Below are 19,970 nucleotides of genomic sequence, written 5' to 3'. Positions count from 1 at the left end.
TAGGCAACCGTCTTCGCAAAGAGGGACGAGCACGAATGGCGATCGAAGACATTCTGCAACGCTTTTGGGAAGACCTCGTCGCTCGGCCGAGTGGGCCCCTGGCACTCAGGTTCCTTCTTCAGCCGGTGATGGCGACTTTGTTCGGGATACGTGACGGTATCAAGGATGCGCGCGACGGGCGCTCGCCTTATTTCTGGACCGTCCTGTCAAAGCCTGACGAGCGCCGCGCGCGCCTTGTCGAAGGGGTCAAATCGACGGGCAAGGTTATGGTGCTCGCCGTGATCCTGGATGCTGTCTATCAAATCATGCAACTCGGCACCTTCTATCCGTTTGAAGCTGTGGTCGTGGCGATCGTTCTCGCCTTCGTTCCCTATCTCCTGATCCGGGGCCCGGCGGCGCGTATCGCGCGCTGGTGGAGCAGCGCTCGTCTCGGACCAAAATCGTGAACAATGTCGATGAATAGGGATTCAAGGGGATCAGAATGGTGAGCCAGCCCGCGGATGAGAACCCGCCAAGATTTGAAGTCCATGTGACATCGGACAGCCATTTCTCTTGGCTGCGTACGCGTCTCAGCGTCGAGCGCACGCTGATGTCCTGGGTGCGAACGGCCGTCTCGCTTATCGGCTTCGGCTTCACGATCGTCCAGTTCTTCGAGCGTTTTCAGGACATGCAAGGCGTCGCCCCGGCGCTGCGCCCGCAGTCGCCGCGCGTTCTCGGCCTTGCGCTCATCCTCGCCGGCGTGGGTGCGCTTGCTGTCTCGCTGTGGCAATACCGATCGCTACTTCGTTATCTGTGGAGCAAACAGTTCGCTCAGCTCGCCGGAGTGGACGAGGACCCGCACAAGACGCCGCTCTTTGCCGTCACGATCGTTCTGTTGCTCATCGGCATTTTCACTTTCATCGCCGTGCTGTTCCGGTTGGTCTGAAGGCAAGCTCAGCATCCGAGTGGCAACACGAAAACATAGGGAGGAGACGAAAATGGCAGACAAGAAACCGAATATTCTCGTTATGTGGGGAGACGACATCGGTCAGTCGAATCTCAGCTGCTATACCAAAGGCATGATGGGCTACCGGACGCCCAACATTGACCGCATCGCCAACGAAGGCATGATCTTCACCGACTCCTATGCGGAGCAGAGCTGCACCGCCGGACGCGCATCGTTCATCACCGGCCAGTGCGGGCTGCGCACTGGCTGCACCAAGGTGGGCCTTCCCGGCGCCGAGCTTGGCCTCAAGGCGGAGGACATCACCATCGCCGAAGCGCTCAAGCCGCTGGGCTATCGCACCGGCCAGTTCGGTAAGAACCACCTCGGTGACCGCGACGAGCATCTGCCGACGATGCACGGCTTCGACGAGTTTTTCGGCAATCTGTATCACCTGAACGCCGAGGAGGAACCCGAGGAAGTCGATTATCCGAATGTGGAGGACTTCCCCAACTTCAAGAAGAAGTTCGGACCGCGCGGAGTGTTGCACTGCTGGGCGGATGGCAAAGGCGGCCAGAAGATCGAGAACACCGGTGCCCTGACCAAAAAGCGGATGGAAACCTGCGACGACGAGTTCCTCGCAGCGGCCAAGAAGTTCATCCAGGCGGCCCACGACGCCGGCGAGCCGTTTTTCGTTTGGTTCAACACGACGCACATGCACGCTTGGACGCATGTGAAACCAGAGAGTCGCGGGCAATCCGGCCGTTGGCAATCCGAGTACCACGACGTCATGATCGACCATGACAAGTGCATCGGTGAGATGCTCGACTTCCTCGACGAGCTCGGTATCGCTGACAATACGTTCGTGCAGTACAGCACCGACAACGGGCCGCACATGAACACCTGGCCGGATGCCGGCAATACCCCCTTCCGGAACGAGAAGAACTCGAGCTGGGAGGGCGCCTATCGCGTGCCCTGCATGGTCCGCTTCCCCGGCAAGATCAAAGCCGGCTCGGAATCAAACGAAATCGTCAGCCACCTGGACTGGTTCCCGACCATCCTGGCAGTGGCCGGCGAATCCGACATCGCCGAAAAGCTGAAGAAGGGCCACAAGGTCGGCAACAAGACCTTCAAGGTGCATCTCGACGGCTACAACCTGCTGCCTTACCTCACGGGAAAGGAGAAAAAGAGCCCCCGCGAGCTTTTCATCTACTTCACCGATGACGGCGATGTCGCAGCGCTCCGCTACGACAATTGGAAGATCCTGTTCATGGAGCAGCGCGTCCAGGGCACACTCAAGATCTGGCAAGATCCGTTCGTGACGCTTCGGGCGCCATATATCTTCAATCTGCGGTTGGATCCGTACGAGCATGCGCAGATCACGTCGAATACCTACTACGATTGGATGTTCCGACACATCTACCTGCTCGTGCCCGCACAGGTCCTCGTCGGAGAGTTCCTGGCGACCTTCAAGGAGTTTCCGCCACGGCAGAAGGCGGCGAGCTTCAGCCTCGACGAGGTGATCGCGAAGATGGCGGAAGCGTCGAAAGGAGGGTAGGGGGTCGAGACGATGGTACGGACCGCGGTCGACCGATGAGGTTCTGGGCGGCGGGCATCCGCCACCCGGCATTGACTGCCGAGTGATTGTAGCGTTTGGGCCTGACAAAAACGCGATGAAGGAGCGGCTGACTGCCGTGACAGAACACGCGGTCCTCGTTCATCAACGCCATGGCGTTGATGAACGCCTTCGGTAGCTTGGGACGACACAAAAGGTACCATGTTGTGAATGACTCTGTTGATCTGACCACGCGCGATCGAGATAGCGACGTGCCGCCTTTCGAAGGCATGCTGTGGATTCCCGGCGGTACTTTTTTGATGGGCTCGAACGAGCATTACCCGGAAGAGGCGCCGGCGCACCGCGTCAAGGTGGGTGGCTTCTGGATGGATCGCCACACTGTTACCAATCGCGAGTTTGAACGTTTCGTAGCACAGACCGGCTATGTGACGCTGGCTGAACGTCCGGCAGATCCCGCAGACTACCCCGGAGCGATACCGGAACTCCTGGTGCCGTCGTCTTCCATGTTCAAGAAGCCGGCTCAGAAGGTCGACATCCGAAACTCCTATAACTGGTGGGTCTATGTAGGCGGCGCCAACTGGCGCCATCCGCGCGGCCCGGCGAGTTCGATCAAGAAGCTGGGCGACCATCCTGTGGTCCATGTTGCGTTCGAGGATGCCGAAGCCTATGCGAAATGGGCGGGCAAGGAACTGCCGACCGAAGCCGAGTGGGAGTTCGCAGCGCGCGGTGGGCTCGACGGCGCCGAATATGTCTGGGGTGACGAACTGACGCCAGGCGGCAAGCATCTGGCCAACACTTGGCAAGGCGAGTTTCCCTACGAAAATCGCAACGAGGATGGCTACGAGTGGACGGCTCCGGTCGGTTCGTTCCCGGCCAACGGCTTCGGGCTCCACGATATGGCGGGCAATGTCTGGCAGTGGACGACGGATTGGTATCAGGAGCACTCGCGGATCGACAGCCCTTGCTGTACGATCGACAATCCGCGGGGTGGCCAGCGCGAAGCCAGCTTTGACCCCCACACCCCTGAGATCACGATCCCACGCAAGGTAACCAAGGGCGGCTCTTTTCTATGTGCGCCCAATTACTGTCGGCGATATCGGCCTGCAGCGCGCATGTCGCAGCCGGTTGATACTTCGACCTGCCATCTCGGCTTGCGCTGCATCGTTCGTTCACGCTCGGGGGAGTGATGGAACAGGCATTTGCCGTCGTTACCGGGTATGCCGTCCTGCTTATCGATGCAATCGCCCTCATTGCAATCGTATACGGAACAATCGAGGCATTCGTCGGCGCCCTTCGAACGATGTTAGTCCCTTCGGGAGCAACCGAGGGACGCGTTGTGTGGCTGCGCTATGCACGCTGGCTGGTCGCCGGCCTAACCTTCCAGCTCGCGGCCGACATCATAGAAACCTCGATCGCACCGAGCTGGGATGATATTGGGCGACTTGCGGCAATTGCCGTGATCCGAACGTTTCTCAACTACTTCCTCGAGCGGGATTTGGTCGAGGTGCGAGAGTCTCAGCCCACTTGATAGGTGCTATTGCAGGGCAAGGAGAATTCGGATGCTGAGACGCGGAATCCGTGTCGCCGCCCTGGCCGCGATTGTCATCCTGGCTCTAGAAAAGCAGTCCCTTCAGTCCTGCCAAGATTTCATCCATGGGTAGCGCCAGGAATACGATCGGAACGAACGGCAGCAGCAATGCGACGCCGAGCATCGCGATGCTTTTGGGGTCGATCGGGACTAAGCGCAGCGCGTAGACATTTGCGACGATCGCGTACAAATCGGTAGTCGCCGAGAAGTCGGGCTTCTCAAGCGCGGAATTGTCGACGGGTTTATTCCGTCCAAACCATTTCTCTTCGAAGACCGCCCCGACCCGGTTGGCAAGTACGCCGTATTCGAATGAGCCACGCTGCAATGCCCTCATCAGAATTGGCGTAAAAAAGAATAATGGCGCGGCAAAAAAGGCGCCGACCACCACCAGGAGGCCGGCACTGAAAATCACGTGCTCTCTCGGCAGCGCGCCATCGACCAAAACAATATGCGCCGAACGCCCGGCAATGATCGTGGCCAGCGCCATCGCTAAAAGGGAAAATGCCCGCAGCGAATATCCCAGCACGGCAAGGCCCGCCGTGCCATCCGGATGGGATGGCAAGAGGCGGAGGTCGATCCGGGCGATCCGCCACAGAAGCTGCGCCCACAGAGCAAATCTCCACGCCCAGCCAAGGAGCAAGGTCAGGAGCAAAGGGAGACTCACCAGCAGGTGCCACCAGCCGGCTGGTGAAAAACCAGGAGCAAGGCTGCCGGTCTTGTGCCAAACTGGAAACTGGTCGAACGGCAGCGAAAAGACCGCCGCTGACATGAGGAGATAGGCCAGAGCGATTACAATAATTTCTGCGGCGCGCGAATTGAGCTGCGCTCGGGTCGATGCGACGGCAGCGTCATATGGCCCGCGGTCCCTATCAGCTACAAGCCCGGCATCGGCAAAGTGCCGTACGATGGCATTGAGCCTCGATGCGCAGTGCGCTTCGGCCAAGACGAGTAGCGGTGCGGCAATCAGGTACCGCGCGTGCATACCCGCATCCCACAGGAGCGACATCATTCCGTCTGTGCGCATAGTCACATTTTGAATGCCGGCTAAAACGAGAAGAGGCGCCCAGCCTACCGCACCGACGATCACCGCACGGCGGCCAACATTGAGTTGACTACCGATAACGAAGCCGAGACGCCGCTGAAGCCCGACAGGCGGACCATTCTCAAACAGTGCTTCGTCTGCGTGCAGGGCTTCGTTCATTTGCGTGCGCACATCTTCTCCCAATTCCGACAGCGCGGCTCCACTCCGAGCCAGATCCGTGTCGGTTCCCTGCAAGGCGGCGTCGTTAGCGATTTGCCGCGGAGTCATTTCATCACCTCAGACAAACTCGGCACGCTTCGGAACGAGCACTTCCTCCAGCTTTGCGAGATGGGCGGCGATGGAAGACCGTTGAGCTTTCGGTGTGACCACCGGGCGGTTGGCTTGAGGTTACCGCGGCGGGGGTAGTGGGGGAATGTAAGTTACGTGGTTTGCTGGGTAAGGCAGCTATGTCGATCAAAGATCGCCGGCTCGGTGCGAGCCAATCGACCACGTGATTGCCGGTGACTTTCCGGCGAAGCAGGAAGCAAGATCGAGGCGGAACGCGACTCTGCCCAGCCGCGCGAAAATGCGCTCGATCTGATGAAGAACAGCCGAGAACAGGTTCGGTGAGGGTTAGCTTCTTCGACGGACGTCGAGCTCTTGCTCGGCTTGCTGAAAAAGCAGGGTTCACATCGAGGACAACCGCCCGCCTCAGCGTGGTCGCTTGGGATATCGGCTTTCAGGAAGCGGCATTTCTGATCTCAATGTCCGGTATGCGGCGCAAAACAGCCATGTCATTTTCGGGCCGAAAGCGGAAGAACGCGCAGCAAAGAAAGACTAGATGCCTGACGATGCTGGCCTCTCTTTGCTGCATCCCCCTGCCTAAGCGGCTAGAGCGGTTCACGTTTCCCTCGCCTAGCCAGCTGCCGATCTTCGCAGCGACTGCATTGACGAACCGGCCAAAGTTGCACGGCGGCCGAGGAGCCATCTCGGCGCCTACTATAGCTTCCGAGACGATAGTCGCGGTTGAATGGCAAGTTTCGGGAGTAGCCTATGTCGATCCGAGTGACCGAAAAGAGGCGCGAAGCTGTCGTTCGCGTCGTGGAAAAAGTTCGTCGGCTTCGGATCAGACCTTCCCGTTCCCCGCCGGTTTTTGCAGCACCGAGACAGGTCCATCACGCGCAATACCGTAGAAAATACCGCAAGTCTTCTGAGTGGGGGGAAAGGCGGTAGCGCTCTAGCGACTCGAACCCCCGAACACATTTGCAGCCGCTAATCCTTTACCACTCATCAGTTCAGAAAGCAGGCGTCTGCTTGGAAGTGTGGGCCAGGCACAAGCGCGCGGCTTGATTTCCTTCTGTCGGGGTCGACCGGCTTCGAGCATCCGATGTGAGACGGCCTCTTGCTGCTGGCGCAGGTGGTCGCTGAGCAACTTGTTGCGTGTGATGTAGCCTGCATTAACTCCCGGGATGGAGTGGTTCATCAGGAGGTGAACGTCCAGCTCTGCAACGCCCGCGGTTTGGGCGATGGTGCGGAAGGTCTGCCGCAGATCATTCCCCCATTTCGACAGATCGCTACGTTTCTCTTTGTGCTCGATGATGTGGCCGCTTTGGCTGTCGGCGGGGAAGAGCCACTCACGCGATTGCTCGGCGTAGAGAGCCCTACCGATGCGCATCACTCGAACCAGGCACCGGATCATGGCTCTCGAAAGCGGTATGTCGAATGCTTTGACCTCGCCGCCCTTCGGCCTGGGTATGTGCAGGACACGCGCGCGAAAGTCGACATGCTCAACCCGCGCCTTCCTGATCGCTTCAGGGCGATGGCCTGATAGCAGCATAAACAGGTGGAGCTCTCGCCGAACAGGGTTCTTCAAGGCGGCGAGTTGGGTGAACCATTCCCCCAGATCCGAAAGCCCGAGTGCGGTATTGCGGCGATGTTCGGCATTCCAGTCTATGGCTGAGACCGGGTTGTCCGCCGGCAGCGTGCGGGCGGCCTTGCGAGCATGGTTGTAAACAGCGCGCAACGTCCGCATGCAGCCATTGGCAATATAGGTACCATTCTCCTTGGAGAGTTTCTCGTGTCGCACAGTCACGAGGGAAGGATCGGTACCCAGCTTGGAAAGCGGCTCGTCAAGCCAATCGGCCAACAGCCGCTCGATGTGATCGCGATAGTTGTTGATCGTCCCATCACTTCGCCCTTTGTTCTTCATATGCCCGTCGCGATAGCGTTCCCAGGCAATTCGTAGCGTCGGATTCCCAATCGATGGCAAATCAACAGCAGCAGCATCGCTGTCCGACTTGCGCGCCGGCGCGCGGGGGTCCACGCCGTTGGCGATTTTCCCGAGAATGTCCTTTGCCTTCGCCCGCGCCGCACGCGTCGTGAGTTCTCCAACTTAGGCAACCTTCATGCGTACGGAAAGACGCTTGCCCGCCTTCCTTCGCTCTCCCTGGACAACGAATGTCTTTCGCCTTTTCCCGACCAACACCATGAAGCCCGGCAGATCGCTGTCTCGGGCAAAATATTGGCCCGAAGACGCCGGCTGGAGGCCTGCGATGGCGCGGTCGGTTAGGCAGATTCGAAGGTCTGTCATGACAATTAGTACGGGATTAGTACGGAAGTTGCGACCAGTTCGATCTGGCTCAATCTGTCGGTTTATCTACGCTATGATAGCGGCGCAGTAAGAAAATCGCAACAACTTGAATATGTTAGAGTCAGCGAAATCGTACAACGGCGGGCATTAGGATACAAACAGGAAAGGCCGTCTGACAAATTCCTAATCTGTAGGTCACAGGTTCGATTCCTGTCGGGATCACCATATCCATCGAATATCTCTTATGCCGGATGGGTTGCATTGATCCCCGGATTGCGCCGCCGAACGTTTATGGGTGCCGACCGCTGGAATGCAGGGCTCCCTAGATCGCTACGCGGGGAAACGCCGCTTAAGCCAGTCGAGCATGAGGGCGGTGACCTCCTCAGGCTTCTCCTGCTGGGACCAGTGTCCGCAACCAGCGATCACATGTTTCTCGAGGTCGGCTATGTGGACGTCCATTCTATCCATCAGCGCCGGGGCAAGCACGACATCGTCCTCGGCGGCAATCATCAGGGACGGAACTTTTATCGTTTGGTCGACGTTCAAGCCGGCTTTCCAGTTGCGTGACAAGTTGCGGTACCAATTGATGCCGGGCGAGAAACCAGTGCGCTCGAAGCTCTCGACGTAGAAAGCAAGCTCGTCCGGCGCCAGGATCAATTCGCCGGGTAGCGATTTGGGTTCCGGCCGCTCAAGTGCCTTGATGAAGGCCATGTGCCGGACCTGCGGCGGCAGCTCGGCATATTGCGCGGCGGTGATGACGCCCTTGCGCATATTGTCTCTGAACACGCGCGCCACGTCGTGCGCCATTAGCCGGTCGGCGAGATCACCATCCTCGAACATCAGCACATACATCTCGGGACTGTAGATTTCTCGCATTTGCACGATCGGGTCTTTGGTCTCGTCGGCCACGAACGGCTTGTCGGGAGCCGTCAGTCCTCTGGTGAGGCTCGGATGCAGCCACAGCATCTCGTGGGGAATGAACGGTGTGTTCACGCCGATGACGCCAGCAACACGCTTCTGGTGGAAAAGCGGCATCTGCCACGCAACTAGGCCGCCCCAGTCATGGCCGACGAACACGGCCTTTTCGACGCCGAGCGTATCGAGCAGGCCGACAAGGTCGCCGGTCAGATGCGCCATATCATATTCCTCGACCTTCGATGGCCGATCGGTCAGCCCATAGCCGCGCTGATCGGGAACGATGACGCGGTAGCCGGCGGCCGCCAGCGGCGCAATCTGGTGGCGCCAGGAGAAGGCGAGTTCGGGAAAGCCGTGCAGCAATACTACCGCCGGCCCTTTGCCGGCTTCGTAAACTGCCATATCGATGCCGTTGGTCCGAACGTATCGGACGGGCGGCATGATCCTTGTTGTGCCGAAGGCCGGCACGAAAGGCGCAATGAGACTGCCAGCGGTGCCGAGAAGCACCGCTCTGCGGGAAAGGCTGATCATGGCAGAAGTTTCCGTAGTTGCTCGAACTCTGATCGAATGACGGCCGGGCAGGCCGAGACGTCCTGGCCGGCGCGAATCAGGACGAGAATGCCCTGGTAGAGAAGCAGAAGTCTGACGACCAGGAGATCGACTTGCCCTCCCCCAATCTGGCGCTCGACGACTCGTCTGATGGCAGCTTCCAACATGGCGAAGCCTTCGGCGAGACCTTCAGAGGCGACCGACAGCTGCGCGCCGAACTCGATGGCGGCATTCGTCAACAGACAGCCATGCTCGTCTGATTCCGGAGCGCACAGCAATGACAGGAACAATTTTTCCAAACCGTCCAGATCGTTTGCCGCGCCGACGTAAGTCTCGATCCGGCGGCGGATGACAGCATTAATGTAATAGCCGAAAGCCGCCCGATAGAGCCCTTCCTTATCGCCAAAGGCATTGTAGATCGAGCCGGACGTCAGGCCCGTGGCGTCGCCCAGATCCTTAATAGAAACGCCAGCGAAACCGCTTCGCCGAAACGCGTCCATTGCGTCATGGAGGACGGCGGCTTCGTCAAACGATCGCGGTCTGGTCATCTAGGCTCTTTCTAAAATTATCATTCTAGAATAGACGATATAAAATAATCGTCAAGCGGCCTCGGAGATTTTGCTGGGGCCGGAAATAGGCCGGGAATGCCGGCGAACGGGTTGGTTCGCCAACGCTGATTATCCGGGCGCCGGCGCCAATCAAAAGCGCCGGCCGGTTTTCGCATCGAACAGACGGGCGCATGCGCGATCGATCTCGATCCGTACCTGCGCGCCCTGCTTGAGCGGCAGCCGCTCGCGGAACAGGCAGGAAATTTCCTCGCCGGCGCAGTCGACCTTGGCGAAGATTTCCGAACCCGTGGCTTCCAGAAGCGTGACCGTGCCGGGGATGCCCTGGGTGGTGGCGCGGATATGTCCGGGGCGGATGCCGTAGACAAGTTCGCGTCCTGCAGCGTCAGCCGGGCGGCCGCCTTCCGGCAGGGGCAGGATCAGCCCGCCGGCGCTGCGGAACACGCCCTCCTTGATGCACTGTCATCACGCTACATGTTAGCGTGATACGACTCCTACTGTCCCGTCGCGTCCGCGTAGATGTCGAGAACACGGGTGATGCTGCCGATCAGAAGGTCGTGCGCGAAGGGTTTGACCCGGCCTTCTGCAATTTCGGCGTCGAGTTGCCCCAGATACTGGCTGATCAGAGGCCGGGGAATGTCCTTCTCGCCCAACATATCCAGAAGCGTCTGTGTCGCGCGTTGCGCATCCGGCGTCGGCCAGTAATAGCGGATGCGGTCGCTGAACGAAAAATGCCGCTGCACGCGCTGCTCGTCCGGTGTGCCTGGATAGTATTTCCGCCAATTGTCCGGCGACGCCAGCATGATGTGTTCCATCGCGGCGGGCAGGCTTTCGCGCGAAAGGTCCGGCGCGAGCACATCGGCGATGTGGCTGAGCCCGTACAGCGCTTCGCGAAGTGCGAAGGTCAGCCAGGGGCCGACCTTGAGGATGGCAAAACCGTCTCGAACGAGAGTGGCAAGCGCTTCGATCGGCTGGTAGTCGGTCGAATGCGCCTCAAAAACGAATTGCGGCATGCGGTCGAGCACCGCCACCAGTCCCGTCGCCTTTTCCGGCGCGTAAGAGACGACCTCAGTATTGCCGAACTCGACGCCGGGCTGGACGACGACGCCGATCGCTCGGGCAAAAGCGTCATCGAGGCCGGCACGGGAAAACGCTCGAGCGTGAATCTCGACGGTGCGCAAGGCGTCGCTGGGCTCGGTCACATGCATATGGTCGAGCGCTTCCAGAGCGCCGCCCGGCACCGGCACTTCGGTGCCGATGATATAGACGGGCTTTTCGCCGCCGGCGCGCTCGACCGCCGCCTCGGCGATTTCAGCAAGTTCAGCCGCGCGGGCGGCGATGGTTTCATCGGCGAGCACGGCTGGATCGTCAGCGCAGGCCATGCTCGTATCGAGATGCATCTTGGTGAAGCCGGCGCTCGCATAGGCATCGATCATCGCCGCGGCGTTCTTCATGGCGGCGGCGGCAGCCATGTGTTTCCACGGATTGGGTCCAAGATGATCGCCGCCAAGGATCAGGCGATCGATCGGGAAACCCGCTTCCTGCGCATGCGCCTCGACGAAGCTGCGGAAGTCGGGCGGCGTCATCCCGGTGTAGCCGCCCTCGTGGTTCACCTGATTGCAGGTGGCCTCGATCAGCACATCCGCATGTCGCGCCGCGCCATGGCGCAGCGCGGCTTCGATGACCAGCGGATGCGCCGAGCAGACCGAGGCGATGCCGCTTCTCTCGCCGGCAGTGCGCCTGGCCGCAATATTCGCAAACCTTCGCGTTGCGGCACTCATTGCGCGCTGTTCCCTGTGGCGATGAAGGCCTCGACCGCTTCAATCGGGAAAATGCCCTCCATCGGCCCCTTGCGGGTGACGGCGAGCGCACCGCAGGCATTGGCGATCCGCAGCGCGTCTGCGGGAGCCGCCCCGCGCAGCCAGAACGAGACGAAAGCAGCACCGAAGCAGTCCCCCGCGCCGGTCGGATCGACCTCATCGACGGCAAAGCCTGGCAAGGCGACAGCCCCATGCCGGTCGTGGTAGACGGCGCCGGCGGCGCCTTTCTTCAGAACGATGCAGGAAACGCCCCGGTTCAGTAATTCGTCGACTGCGCCCTTCTCGTCCTTGGCGGATGAGAACAGGAAAAGCTCCTCGCCGCTCGGCAGGAAGATATCGGTTCGCGTCAACACATGGTCGAGCGCCGTGCGCATGCCGGAAGCCTGCATGATCTCGCGGCGGATATTCGGATCGAAGGATACGGTTCCACCTTTGGCCTTGACAATCTCGATCGCCGACAAGGTCACCGCGATGGCGCGGTCGGAAAACAGCGACGAGCCCATGACATGGATGTGATCGGCACCGGCGAGCAGCTTTGTTGCCGCCGGATCGATCTCGATCAGACCGGAGGCACTGTTGGCGATGTTGAAGACGAAATGCCGGCTGGCGTCGGCCCGGTAGGTGACGAAGGCCGTGCCCGTCGCATGGCCCCTGTGAACCGCAATCGCCGACACGTCGGCGCCCAGTGCCCGCAGCCGCTCGATATTCAACCTGCCGAAATCATCGTCGCCGACGGCGCCGATGAGGCCAGCCGGTTGGCCGAGCGCTGCCGCCTGACCGATGAAGATGGCGGGCGCTCCGGACGGATAGGGCCCAATCAGCGGACCAGGTTCGAGAAAGCTCTGGCCGATCCGCTCGGCCATGATCTCGACGAGTATCTCCCCGGCGCTGACCAGCTTTTTCATTCTGCGGAATTCCTCCCGGCGTTCACCCGGCCTCGCTTAGGATAAACCGCGCGCTTACGTTCCGGGTGATACGAATTTCGAATTCGCCCACGGCACGTGAATACGGCTTGTGCTTTTTCGCGTCAAATAATAAATTTACGCGTGGAAACCGTCGAAATTGTATGTAAAATTTCGACTTGCGGTTGCACGCTGGCGCACCTTATGTAGGAACCTGGCAGCGCTGAGGAACGGCGCGAGGGATCACTGCCGATGACGCATAAGACGATGGAGGATTTCGCCCGCTCTTGCGGCGTTTCCAGGCCAACGCTGTCGAAATATTTCGATGATCCGACCAGCGTCAAGCCGGCGACACGGCAGCGGATCGAGGTTGCGCTGCGCGCGTCCGACTACCAGCCCAATCTCTTTGCGCGCAACCTGAACCGAAAGCGAACCCGCAGCATCGGCATCATGGTGCCGACGGTCGCCGATCCTTTCTATTCCGAGATGGTCAGCCGCATCGAACTCAGGCTGCGCGACGAAGGCTACTGGCCGATCGTGATCTCTTCGCACGGGTCGCGCGAGCTCGAAGTGGAAGCGACGCGAACCATTCTTTCGCTAAAAGTTTCCGGCGCGCTGATCGCACCGCTCGGCCTGCGCTCGGACCATCGCACGTTGGAGAAATTGACGCAGGCGATACCGATCGTCTATTTCGACAGCTATCTCGAGGGCGACACGCCATTCGTCGGCAACAACAATGCCCAGAGCGTTTCGACGATCGTCGATTATCTCTGCCGTTCCGGCGATGCCCCGGTCTATTTCGATATTCCGCATGTCAACCACAACTCGCCAGAACGAGTGAACAGCTATATCGCCACCATGCAGCGGCTCGGCCATGAGCCTGTCATCATCGGCAACACCGAAGATTATACGTGGGATTTCGAGCGGATCGGCTACGAGCAGACGGAAAAGATGCTCGGTAACGGCGGCCTGCCGGGCAAGACCATCCTGTGCGCCAACGACCGTCTCGCCTTCGGCGTGATGGCTGCTGCCTACTCGCGAGGCCGCAAGGTCGGCCGCAAGGGCGATTGCGATCTGCGGGTCGCGGCTCATGACGATCATCCGCTGAGCCGCTATACCTGCCCCGCCCTCACCACAATGGCGCAGGACTTCGCTTCCATGGCGGGACGCAGCGTCGAGACGCTGCTGACCTTGCTGGACGAGGGCGACGCGGCAGTTGCCGCCAAGGTCAGTCTCGACGCGACCCTGGTTATGCGTCAGTCGGCCTGAGTGTTAGCAAAGGCTGGATCGAAGCCGCGCCATGCGGCAACCGCTGCGCCGACCGCTTGCCGCGCCGACGGACCATGGCGGCCCATCGAGACGAAGCCGTGGATCTGGCCGGGCCAGCGCCGCAGGACGACCGGCACACCGTCATCCAGCAGACGCTTGGCATAGGCCTCGCCTTCGTCGGCGAGAATGTCATGACCGGCGATTGCGACAAATGCCGGTGCTATGCCGGCAAGGCTTGCGGCCCTGAGCGGCGACACGCGCCAGTCGTCGATATCCCTGGCATCGCTGACATAGTGGTCGCGGAACCAGGCCATGGTCGCCGAAGTTAAACCATAGCCCTCGGCAAAGCGGCGATAGCTGTCCGCCGCCTGCAAGGCGTCCGTGTTTGGATAGAACAGCAATTGTACAGTCGGCGGGTTCTTATCACCGCGCGCAAGCAGGCAAAGCACGGTAGCGAGATTGCCGCCGGCGCTGTCGCCGGCGACAGCAATCCTTCTCGCGTCGATGCCGAGATCGCCCGCGCCATCTTGCATGAAGGAGAGTGCGGCGCGGCAATCTTCGATGGCGGCCGGAAATTTGTGCTCCGGCGCCAGCCGGTAGCCGAGAGAGACGACGACGCAGGCCGCCATGTTGGCAAGCCAGCGGCAAATCTCGTCATGGGAGTCGAGATTGCCGATCACCCAGCCGCCGCCATGCAGATAGAGCAGCGCAGGAGCACCCGTCGCGGTCGCTCCTTGCCCGCGATAAATCCTGAGCGTCAGCGGACCGCCGGGCCCGGCAATGGCGCGCTCGGTCAGCGAAGCGACCGGTTCGCGCTCGCCTTGCAGTTCGGGAAAGCTCCGATCATAGGCGCGGCGCGCCTCTTCGGGCGTGCCGCTTTCGAACGGCGGGGCTGCCGCTTCTCGCCCAAGGTCGAGCACATGCCGGGCCTCCGGATCGAGTAAGGGCGAGAGCGATGTCGTCATTGTAAGCCCTCCTATATCAGGCAAGCAGGCTGGCCGCTTCGTCTTCCTGGAGGAGCGGCGGCTGATCGACCGTTGCGTTGACTGCGACCGACTCGCGGCTCTCCCCCGATGCGAGGATCGCCTCCATGATCTCCAGCACATGGAGGGCAAGATCGCCTGACGCCCGGAGCTTTTTGCCCGTCGCGAGCGCCCGCGCAAGATCGGCGACGCCGAGCATGCGGTAATTGGCGCGGTCTGGCGCGGCGAAGGGCCAATTGCGCGCACCGTAAAGCTCGCTCTCGCTGGCAAAGTCGGCCCAGTCGGCGCCCCGCTCCGACAGTGAGACGGTGCCGCCGAACGTGTCCGGATCCGGCAGCCTGAGCGAGCCTTCGGTCCCATGCAGTTCGATTGGGTGGTTGGAGTGCCTGAAAACATCCCACGAGGCGCCGAAAGTGACGGTGGCGCCCGAGCGGAACTCCAACAGCGACAGGACATTGGTCGGCGTGCCGACCTTGAAACTGGTATTCTTGTACGGACCTTCGGCGGTGATCAGACGCTCTTCCTGGCCTCGCGTCGCCATCGCCATCACGCGAGCCACCGGTCCGAGCAAATTGACCAGCATCGTAAGGTAGTAGGGACCCATGTCGAAGACCGGGCCGCCGCCCGGCTGATAGTAGAATTGCGGATTGGGGTGCCAATGCTCCATGCCGCGCCCCATCATGAAGGCGGTGCCGGTCACCGCGCCGCCGATCGCGCCTTCATCCATGAGGCGGCGTGCCCGCCGTCCGGCGGCGCCGAGGAAGGTGTCCGGCGCTGAGCCGAGCAGCAGCCGGCGCTCCGCCGCCTCGGCGACAAGGCGGCGGCCGTCTCTAGCCGAGGTCGCCAGCGGTTTTTCGGTGAAGACATGCTTTCCCGCCGAAAGCGCCGAAAACGAAATGTCGAAATGCGCCGCCGGAATGGTCAGGTTGAGGACGAGGTCGATCTCCGGGTCGGCCAGAAGCGCGTCGACGCTGAGAGCCCGGATGCCGTATTCGCTGGCGCGCAGAGCCGCCATGTCGGGCGACATGTCGGCGCAGGCGCGCAGCTCGACCTCGCCGAACAGAGCCGCATTGCGCAAATAAGTCATCGAGATATTGCCGCACCCGACAACGCCGATGCCGAGCTTAGCTGTTGATTTCCCTGGCATTTCTATTTCACCTCCCAACGTCGCGATAGTCCGGCTGAACCCTTACACCAGCAACGGATCATATTCGGAAGCCGCTATACAGGATTTTAAATATTGACGCGCGTAAAATTTTTATGGAACATGCGGAAATGCTGGCTGGGAGGCTGCCAGCACAAGGAGGAGAAAATGACTGACATCAAAAAAGGGCCGGTCTCCGGCTCGAAGCCGGTTGCGCATGTGACGATCACCGACCGCCGGCAGTTCCTCGTTGGAAGCGCCGGCCTACTGGGTGCGGCGACACTTGGGCTCGGTACTGGACTGGGCGTTCGCCGGGCGCGCGCGCAATCGCGGGCCGAAATCAGCTTTGCCAGCGCCGCCTTCTTCGGCAAAGAGACCTTCGGCGACCTGATCAAGGCCTTCAACGAATCGCAGGACCGCGTTCTGGTCAAGAACATCGAGCTGCCGCCGCCGAGTTCCTCGACGGAGGTCTACCAGGGCCTCGTCCAGCAGCTTGCCCGGCGCACCGGTACGCCCGACGTCTTCAGCCAGGACGTGATCTGGATCGCCGGCTTTGCTGCCGCCGGCTGGGCACTGCCGCTCGACGAGTACTTTCCGGCGGACAAGCGCAGCGCCTACTTCTCCGGAACCCTCAACGCCTGTACCTATGAAGGCAAGCTGACCGCCCTTCCCTGGTTCATGGATTCGGGCATGTTCTATTACCGCAAGGACGTGCTGGAAAAGCATGGCGGCAAGGTGCCGGAAAACTGGGCCGACATGGCGACCATCGCGGCCGCCGCGCAGAAGGCCGGCGATGTGGATTTCGGCTATCTCTGGCAAGGCAAGCAGGCCGAGGTTCTGGTCTGCGACGCGGTCGAGATCATCACCTCCAACAACGGCGCGATCCTGGCGCCCGACGGCAAGTCGTCGCTGATCAATCAGAAAGCCGCGGTCGAAGCGATCCAATTCCTGCACGACACGATCAACAAGACCAAGATCAGCCCGCAGGACGTGCTGTCCTGGGACGAAGAGCCTTCGCGCCAGCCGTTCACCTCGGGCAAGGCGATGTTCATGCGCAACTGGTCCTATGTCTATCCGATCGCCCAGGATGCCAAGGCCTCCCAGGTGGTGGACAAGGTCGGTGTCGCGCCGCTGCCGTCCTTCCCCGGCGGTAAGAGCTCGGCCTGTCTCGGCGGCTACCAGCTCGGCGTCAACGCCAATTCGAAGCAGCGCGAAGCCGCGATCGAGTTGCTGACCTGGCTGTCGTCGACCGAAATCCAGCATCGCATCGCCCTAAACTTCGGCCTCGCGCCGACCCGTCCGGCGCTGTTCCAGGACGAGAAGATCAAGACCGAACAGCCATTCATGGCGAGCCTTGAAAAGGTGTTCACCGGCGCCACGGCCCGTCCGATCACACCCGAATATGCGAAGGTGACGCTGGCCTTGCAGTCGGGCATCTCCAAGGCGCTGGTGTCGGGCAATGTCCAGGCCGAGATGGATGCGCTGGCGGCGCAAATCGACCAGATCGTAGGCTGAACCCATGACCGCGGCGGCCACTGTTTCTGGCATTGGCCGGCCGCGGCTTGGCAAGGCGCTTCCGGGCGCCGTGTGGGCCTTGCTCCTGCTGGCGCCGGCCTTCGTGTCGCTGGCGTCGGTTTCCTTCTACCCGATCATCAACGGGCTCTATCTCTCGCTCACCAACACCTCGCTGATCACCCAGGAGAACGAATTCTCCGGTTTCGCCAACTATGTGCAGCTCTGGGGCGACGCGCAGTTTTGGAACGCCTGGTGGCACACAATGTGGTTTACCGCGGCATCCACGATACTGGAGACCCTGATCGGGCTCGGCATGGCGCTCATACTGTGCGAGGCTTTTAAAGGCCGCGGGCTCGTCCGCGCGGCCATGCTGGTTCCCTGGGCGATGCCTACCGTCGTCACCTCCAAGATGTTCGGCTGGCTGTTCGACGGCCAGAACGGCATCATCAACTACATCTTGCTGCATGTCGGGCTGATCGATCAGAAGATCAATTGGTACGGCTCCCCCGACACGGCGATGACGACCATCATCATCGCCGACGTCTGGAAGACCACGCCGTTCATGGCGCTGCTGCTTTTGACCGGGCTGCAGACCGTGCCCAATTCGCTGATCGAGGCGGCGCGCATGGATGGCGCGAAAGGCTGGATCACATTCTGGTACATCCGCCTGCCGCTGCTCATGCCGACCTTGCTGATCGCCGGTCTGTTTCGCGCGCTCGACGCCTTTCGCGTCTTCGACCTCGTCTATGTGCTGACCGGCGGCGGTCCGGCCGATTCAACCGAGACGCTGTCGACACTCTCCTACAAGGTGCTCTTCTCGACGCTGCAATTCGGCTATGGCTCGGCCGTTTCGACGGCCATGTTCGTCACCGAAGGCATCATCGCACTGGCGTTCTGCCTCTATCTCATCAGGCAGATCAGGAGGGCGCAATGAACGACACGCGCTCACCGCTGCAGACGATCGCGATCTATCTCGGCGCCTTGCTGATCCTGGTCTGGTCCGGCGGCCCGTTCATCTGGCAATTCTCGACCTCGTTCCAGCTCGACAAGGCGCTGACGTCGGGCTCGCCCTCGCTGATCCCCAACCCTCTCACGCTCGAGCACTATTACAACGCCTTCGTCGAGAAAGAATTGCACCGCTACGTCTGGAACTCGCTCGTCGTCTCGCTGGCGACGACGTTCCTGTGCCTCTTCGTGGGATCGCTGGCCGCCTTCGCGCTGTCCAGGCTCAACGTCAAAGGCCGTTTCGGCATCCTGATGGTCATCCTTTCGGTGTCGATGTTTCCGCAGATTGCGCTGGTCGGGCCGCTCTATCTGGTCGCTACCAATCTCGGCCTGCTCGATACCTACACGGCGCTGATCATCACCTACCTTGCGCTCGGCCTGCCACTCGTCACCTGGGTGCTGTTCGGCTATTTCGAGACGCTGCCGCGCGAGATCGACGAAGCGGCGCGCATGGACGGCGTCAGCATTCCCGGCCTGCTCTGGCACATCATCCTGCCGATGTCGCTGCCGAGCCTGGTGACGACAGGCCTGCTCGCCTTCATCACCGCCTGGAACGAATTCCTGTTCGCGCTCGCCTTCACCTCCAACATCGATCGCCAGACGATCCCCGTCGGCATCGCCAATTTCACCAACCAATATTACGTGCCCTGGGGCGACATCGCCGCAGCTTCGGCCGTCGTCACCGTTCCTTTGATCGTGCTGGTGCTGTTCTTCCAGCGCCACATCATCGAAGGGCTGACCCAAGGTGGCATCAAAGAATGAGCGGCATCAAGGAATGAAAGGATGATCGTGAAAGACCTGAAAGTCGGCTGCCAGACCTTTACCTGGGAAATGCTCGGGGACCGCTTTGCCGGCGGTCCGGACGACCTCATCAAGGCAATCGCCGACGGTGGCTATGCCGGCATCGAGATCACCGACACGATGATCGGCCGCTATGCCGGCAAGCCGGCGGAATTTGCCGCCGCGCTGAGATCGTCCGGGCTGACGCTGGTCGCCTTCGCCTTCGGCTCGAAGAGCGGCTTCACGCTGAAGGATCAGATCGGCGCCGACCTCGAAATGGCGCAGCGCTGGATCGATTTCGCCGCCGCCTTCCCGGGCGCGCTGGTGTCGATGGGCTCGGCCACGGTGGTGTCCGACGGCCCGCGCGACGACAAGTTCGCCATTGCCGCCGAGGTCTACAACAAGGCCGGCGAACTCGGCCGCAAGGCAGGCGTCCAGGTCGCGGTGCATCCAAGTTCTCACCACAACACGCTGCTGTTCGACCGTGCCGACTACGACCGGATCTTTGGCCTGCTCGATCCGTCGCTGGTCGGCTGGGTGCCCGACACCGGCCACATCTTGCGTGGCCACAAGGACATGGCCGACATGCTTACCACCTACCGCGACCGCATCCGCTATGTGCACCTGAAAGACGTCGACGCCGGCGGCACTTGGGCGATGCTCGGCAAGGGTGTCTGCGATACGGCAAAGGTGATCGAGATCGCCGGTGCCGCGCCCAACTTCAACGGCTGGCTGGTGCTGGAAGAGGAATCCGAAACCGCCGCCGCCGATCCGGCCGCCGCGGTCAAGACCAACCGCCAGACCATGCGCGGATACGGGGCCTGA

At 61.0% G+C, this 19,970-nt stretch carries 19 protein-coding genes; 10 read left to right on the top strand and 9 right to left on the bottom strand.

Translation table 11 applies throughout. The features are described 5' to 3' along the window. Positions 1-35 precede the first annotated feature (35 nt). The 5 genes from ABID19_RS21495 to ABID19_RS21475 all read left to right on the top strand — a co-directional run bounded on the left by ABID19_RS21495 (position 36) and on the right by ABID19_RS21475 (position 4,026). Positions 36-446 carry a hypothetical protein gene (locus tag ABID19_RS21495; RefSeq protein ID WP_354492968.1) on the top strand — a complete coding sequence of 137 codons (411 nt, stop codon included), beginning with the start codon at positions 36-38 and terminating at the stop codon, positions 444-446. Between the two features lie 35 nt (positions 447-481). Then, positions 482-925, top strand: a complete 444-nt coding sequence (locus ABID19_RS21490; protein ID WP_354492967.1) for a YidH family protein — start codon at positions 482-484, stop codon at positions 923-925. Positions 926-977: 52 nt separating this feature from the next. Then, positions 978-2,480, top strand: a complete 1,503-nt coding sequence (locus ABID19_RS21485; protein WP_354492966.1) for an arylsulfatase — start codon at positions 978-980, stop codon at positions 2,478-2,480. A gap of 287 nt (positions 2,481-2,767) precedes the next feature. Next, positions 2,768-3,685, top strand: a complete 918-nt coding sequence (locus ABID19_RS21480; RefSeq protein ID WP_354493018.1) for a formylglycine-generating enzyme family protein — start codon at positions 2,768-2,770, stop codon at positions 3,683-3,685. Further along, positions 3,685-4,026 carry a DUF1622 domain-containing protein gene (locus ABID19_RS21475; protein WP_354492965.1) on the top strand — a complete coding sequence of 114 codons (342 nt, stop codon included), beginning with the start codon at positions 3,685-3,687 and terminating at the stop codon, positions 4,024-4,026. The genes ABID19_RS21480 and ABID19_RS21475 overlap by 1 nt, the downstream gene beginning before the upstream one ends. A gap of 85 nt (positions 4,027-4,111) precedes the next feature. On the opposite strand, the gene ABID19_RS21470 is transcribed toward ABID19_RS21475, so the two are convergent. From ABID19_RS21470 to ABID19_RS21440, 7 genes are all read right to left on the bottom strand, one after another. Further along, complete coding sequence (locus ABID19_RS21470; protein WP_354492964.1) at positions 4,112-5,395, bottom strand: hypothetical protein; 1,284 nt, start codon at positions 5,393-5,395, stop codon at positions 4,112-4,114. Positions 5,396-6,344: 949 nt separating this feature from the next. Next, positions 6,345-7,430 carry a tyrosine-type recombinase/integrase gene (locus ABID19_RS21465; RefSeq protein WP_354492963.1) on the bottom strand — a complete coding sequence of 362 codons (1,086 nt, stop codon included), beginning with the start codon at positions 7,428-7,430 and terminating at the stop codon, positions 6,345-6,347. Positions 7,431-8,027: 597 nt separating this feature from the next. Next, on the bottom strand, positions 8,028-9,053 hold the full coding sequence (locus ABID19_RS21460) for an alpha/beta fold hydrolase (protein ID WP_354493017.1): 1,026 nt from the start codon (positions 9,051-9,053) through the stop codon (positions 8,028-8,030). A gap of 86 nt (positions 9,054-9,139) precedes the next feature. After that, positions 9,140-9,661, bottom strand: a complete 522-nt coding sequence (locus ABID19_RS21455; protein WP_354492962.1) for a TetR/AcrR family transcriptional regulator — start codon at positions 9,659-9,661, stop codon at positions 9,140-9,142. A 198-nt stretch (positions 9,662-9,859) separates the two neighbouring features. Further along, entirely contained in the window at positions 9,860-10,171 is a 312-nt protein-coding gene (locus ABID19_RS21450; RefSeq protein WP_354492961.1) for a TOBE domain-containing protein, read from the bottom strand. Between the two features lie 50 nt (positions 10,172-10,221). Continuing rightward, positions 10,222-11,508: a D-tagatose-bisphosphate aldolase, class II, non-catalytic subunit gene (locus tag ABID19_RS21445; RefSeq protein ID WP_354492960.1), complete on the bottom strand. Its 1,287-nt coding sequence runs from the start codon at positions 11,506-11,508 to the stop codon at positions 10,222-10,224. Beyond that, positions 11,505-12,452, bottom strand: a complete 948-nt coding sequence (locus tag ABID19_RS21440; protein ID WP_354492959.1) for a sugar kinase — start codon at positions 12,450-12,452, stop codon at positions 11,505-11,507. The genes ABID19_RS21445 and ABID19_RS21440 overlap by 4 nt, the downstream gene beginning before the upstream one ends. Positions 12,453-12,701: 249 nt before the next feature. On the opposite strand from ABID19_RS21440, the gene ABID19_RS21435 reads away from it, so the two are divergent. Then, a complete protein-coding gene (locus ABID19_RS21435) occupies positions 12,702-13,718 on the top strand; it encodes a LacI family DNA-binding transcriptional regulator (RefSeq protein ID WP_354492958.1) in 1,017 nt (338 codons plus the stop codon). Here the strand turns inward: ABID19_RS21435 and ABID19_RS21430 are convergent. Together ABID19_RS21430 and ABID19_RS21425 are read right to left on the bottom strand one after the other, a co-directional pair. Then, entirely contained in the window at positions 13,706-14,683 is a 978-nt protein-coding gene (locus tag ABID19_RS21430; RefSeq protein ID WP_354492957.1) for an alpha/beta hydrolase, read from the bottom strand. The two genes, ABID19_RS21435 and ABID19_RS21430, sit on opposite strands and share 13 nt — an antisense overlap. A gap of 16 nt (positions 14,684-14,699) precedes the next feature. Next, positions 14,700-15,848, bottom strand: coding sequence for a Gfo/Idh/MocA family protein (locus ABID19_RS21425; protein WP_354492956.1), 1,149 nt, complete (start codon positions 15,846-15,848; stop codon positions 14,700-14,702). A 165-nt stretch (positions 15,849-16,013) separates the two neighbouring features. Between ABID19_RS21425 and ABID19_RS21420 the strand changes: the two genes are divergently transcribed. From ABID19_RS21420 to ABID19_RS21405, 4 genes are read left to right on the top strand one after another with little or no spacing between them, the layout of a single operon-like run. Beyond that, the gene (locus ABID19_RS21420; RefSeq protein WP_354492955.1) at positions 16,014-17,360 is read left to right on the top strand and encodes an ABC transporter substrate-binding protein; all 1,347 of its coding nucleotides are present in this window, start codon (positions 16,014-16,016) and stop codon (positions 17,358-17,360) included. A 4-nt stretch (positions 17,361-17,364) separates the two neighbouring features. Further along, on the top strand, positions 17,365-18,294 hold the full coding sequence (locus ABID19_RS21415; RefSeq protein WP_354492954.1) for a carbohydrate ABC transporter permease: 930 nt from the start codon (positions 17,365-17,367) through the stop codon (positions 18,292-18,294). Next, positions 18,291-19,127 (top strand): carbohydrate ABC transporter permease, encoded by an 837-nt coding sequence (locus ABID19_RS21410; RefSeq protein ID WP_354492953.1) that lies wholly within the window; start codon positions 18,291-18,293, stop codon positions 19,125-19,127. Before ABID19_RS21415 ends, ABID19_RS21410 begins: the two co-directional genes overlap by 4 nt. Before the next feature lie 21 nt (positions 19,128-19,148). Beyond that, positions 19,149-19,970, top strand: a complete 822-nt coding sequence (locus ABID19_RS21405) for a sugar phosphate isomerase/epimerase family protein (protein WP_354492952.1) — start codon at positions 19,149-19,151, stop codon at positions 19,968-19,970.

The sequence above is a fragment of the Mesorhizobium robiniae genome (genome assembly GCF_040545535.1).
In the GTDB taxonomy this organism is placed as follows: Bacteria; Pseudomonadota; Alphaproteobacteria; order Rhizobiales; family Rhizobiaceae; genus Mesorhizobium; species Mesorhizobium robiniae.
This window is presented reverse-complemented; position numbering and strand designations above follow the sequence as displayed.

Bases quoted from the DNA above. Each gene is read 5' to 3' on its own strand.
- ABID19_RS21495 (WP_354492968.1), top strand. From the start codon at position 36: ATGGCGATCGAAGACATTCTGCAACGCTTTTGGGAAGACCTCGTCGCT.
- ABID19_RS21490 (WP_354492967.1), top strand. From the start codon at position 482: ATGGTGAGCCAGCCCGCGGATGAGAACCCGCCAAGATTTGAAGTCCAT.
- ABID19_RS21485 (WP_354492966.1), top strand. From the start codon at position 978: ATGGCAGACAAGAAACCGAATATTCTCGTTATGTGGGGAGACGACATC.
- ABID19_RS21480 (WP_354493018.1), top strand. From the start codon at position 2,768: ATGCTGTGGATTCCCGGCGGTACTTTTTTGATGGGCTCGAACGAGCAT.
- ABID19_RS21475 (WP_354492965.1), top strand. From the start codon at position 3,685: ATGGAACAGGCATTTGCCGTCGTTACCGGGTATGCCGTCCTGCTTATC.
- ABID19_RS21470 (WP_354492964.1), bottom strand. From the start codon at position 5,395: ATGACTCCGCGGCAAATCGCTAACGACGCCGCCTTGCAGGGAACCGAC.
- ABID19_RS21460 (WP_354493017.1), bottom strand. From the start codon at position 9,053: ATGCCGCCCGTCCGATACGTTCGGACCAACGGCATCGATATGGCAGTT.
- ABID19_RS21455 (WP_354492962.1), bottom strand. From the start codon at position 9,661: ATGGACGCGTTTCGGCGAAGCGGTTTCGCTGGCGTTTCTATTAAGGAT.
- ABID19_RS21445 (WP_354492960.1), bottom strand. From the start codon at position 11,508: ATGAGTGCCGCAACGCGAAGGTTTGCGAATATTGCGGCCAGGCGCACT.
- ABID19_RS21440 (WP_354492959.1), bottom strand. From the start codon at position 12,452: ATGAAAAAGCTGGTCAGCGCCGGGGAGATACTCGTCGAGATCATGGCC.
- ABID19_RS21435 (WP_354492958.1), top strand. From the start codon at position 12,702: ATGACGCATAAGACGATGGAGGATTTCGCCCGCTCTTGCGGCGTTTCC.
- ABID19_RS21430 (WP_354492957.1), bottom strand. From the start codon at position 14,683: ATGACGACATCGCTCTCGCCCTTACTCGATCCGGAGGCCCGGCATGTG.
- ABID19_RS21425 (WP_354492956.1), bottom strand. From the start codon at position 15,848: ATGCCAGGGAAATCAACAGCTAAGCTCGGCATCGGCGTTGTCGGGTGC.
- ABID19_RS21420 (WP_354492955.1), top strand. From the start codon at position 16,014: ATGACTGACATCAAAAAAGGGCCGGTCTCCGGCTCGAAGCCGGTTGCG.
- ABID19_RS21415 (WP_354492954.1), top strand. From the start codon at position 17,365: ATGACCGCGGCGGCCACTGTTTCTGGCATTGGCCGGCCGCGGCTTGGC.
- ABID19_RS21410 (WP_354492953.1), top strand. From the start codon at position 18,291: ATGAACGACACGCGCTCACCGCTGCAGACGATCGCGATCTATCTCGGC.
- ABID19_RS21405 (WP_354492952.1), top strand. From the start codon at position 19,149: ATGATCGTGAAAGACCTGAAAGTCGGCTGCCAGACCTTTACCTGGGAA.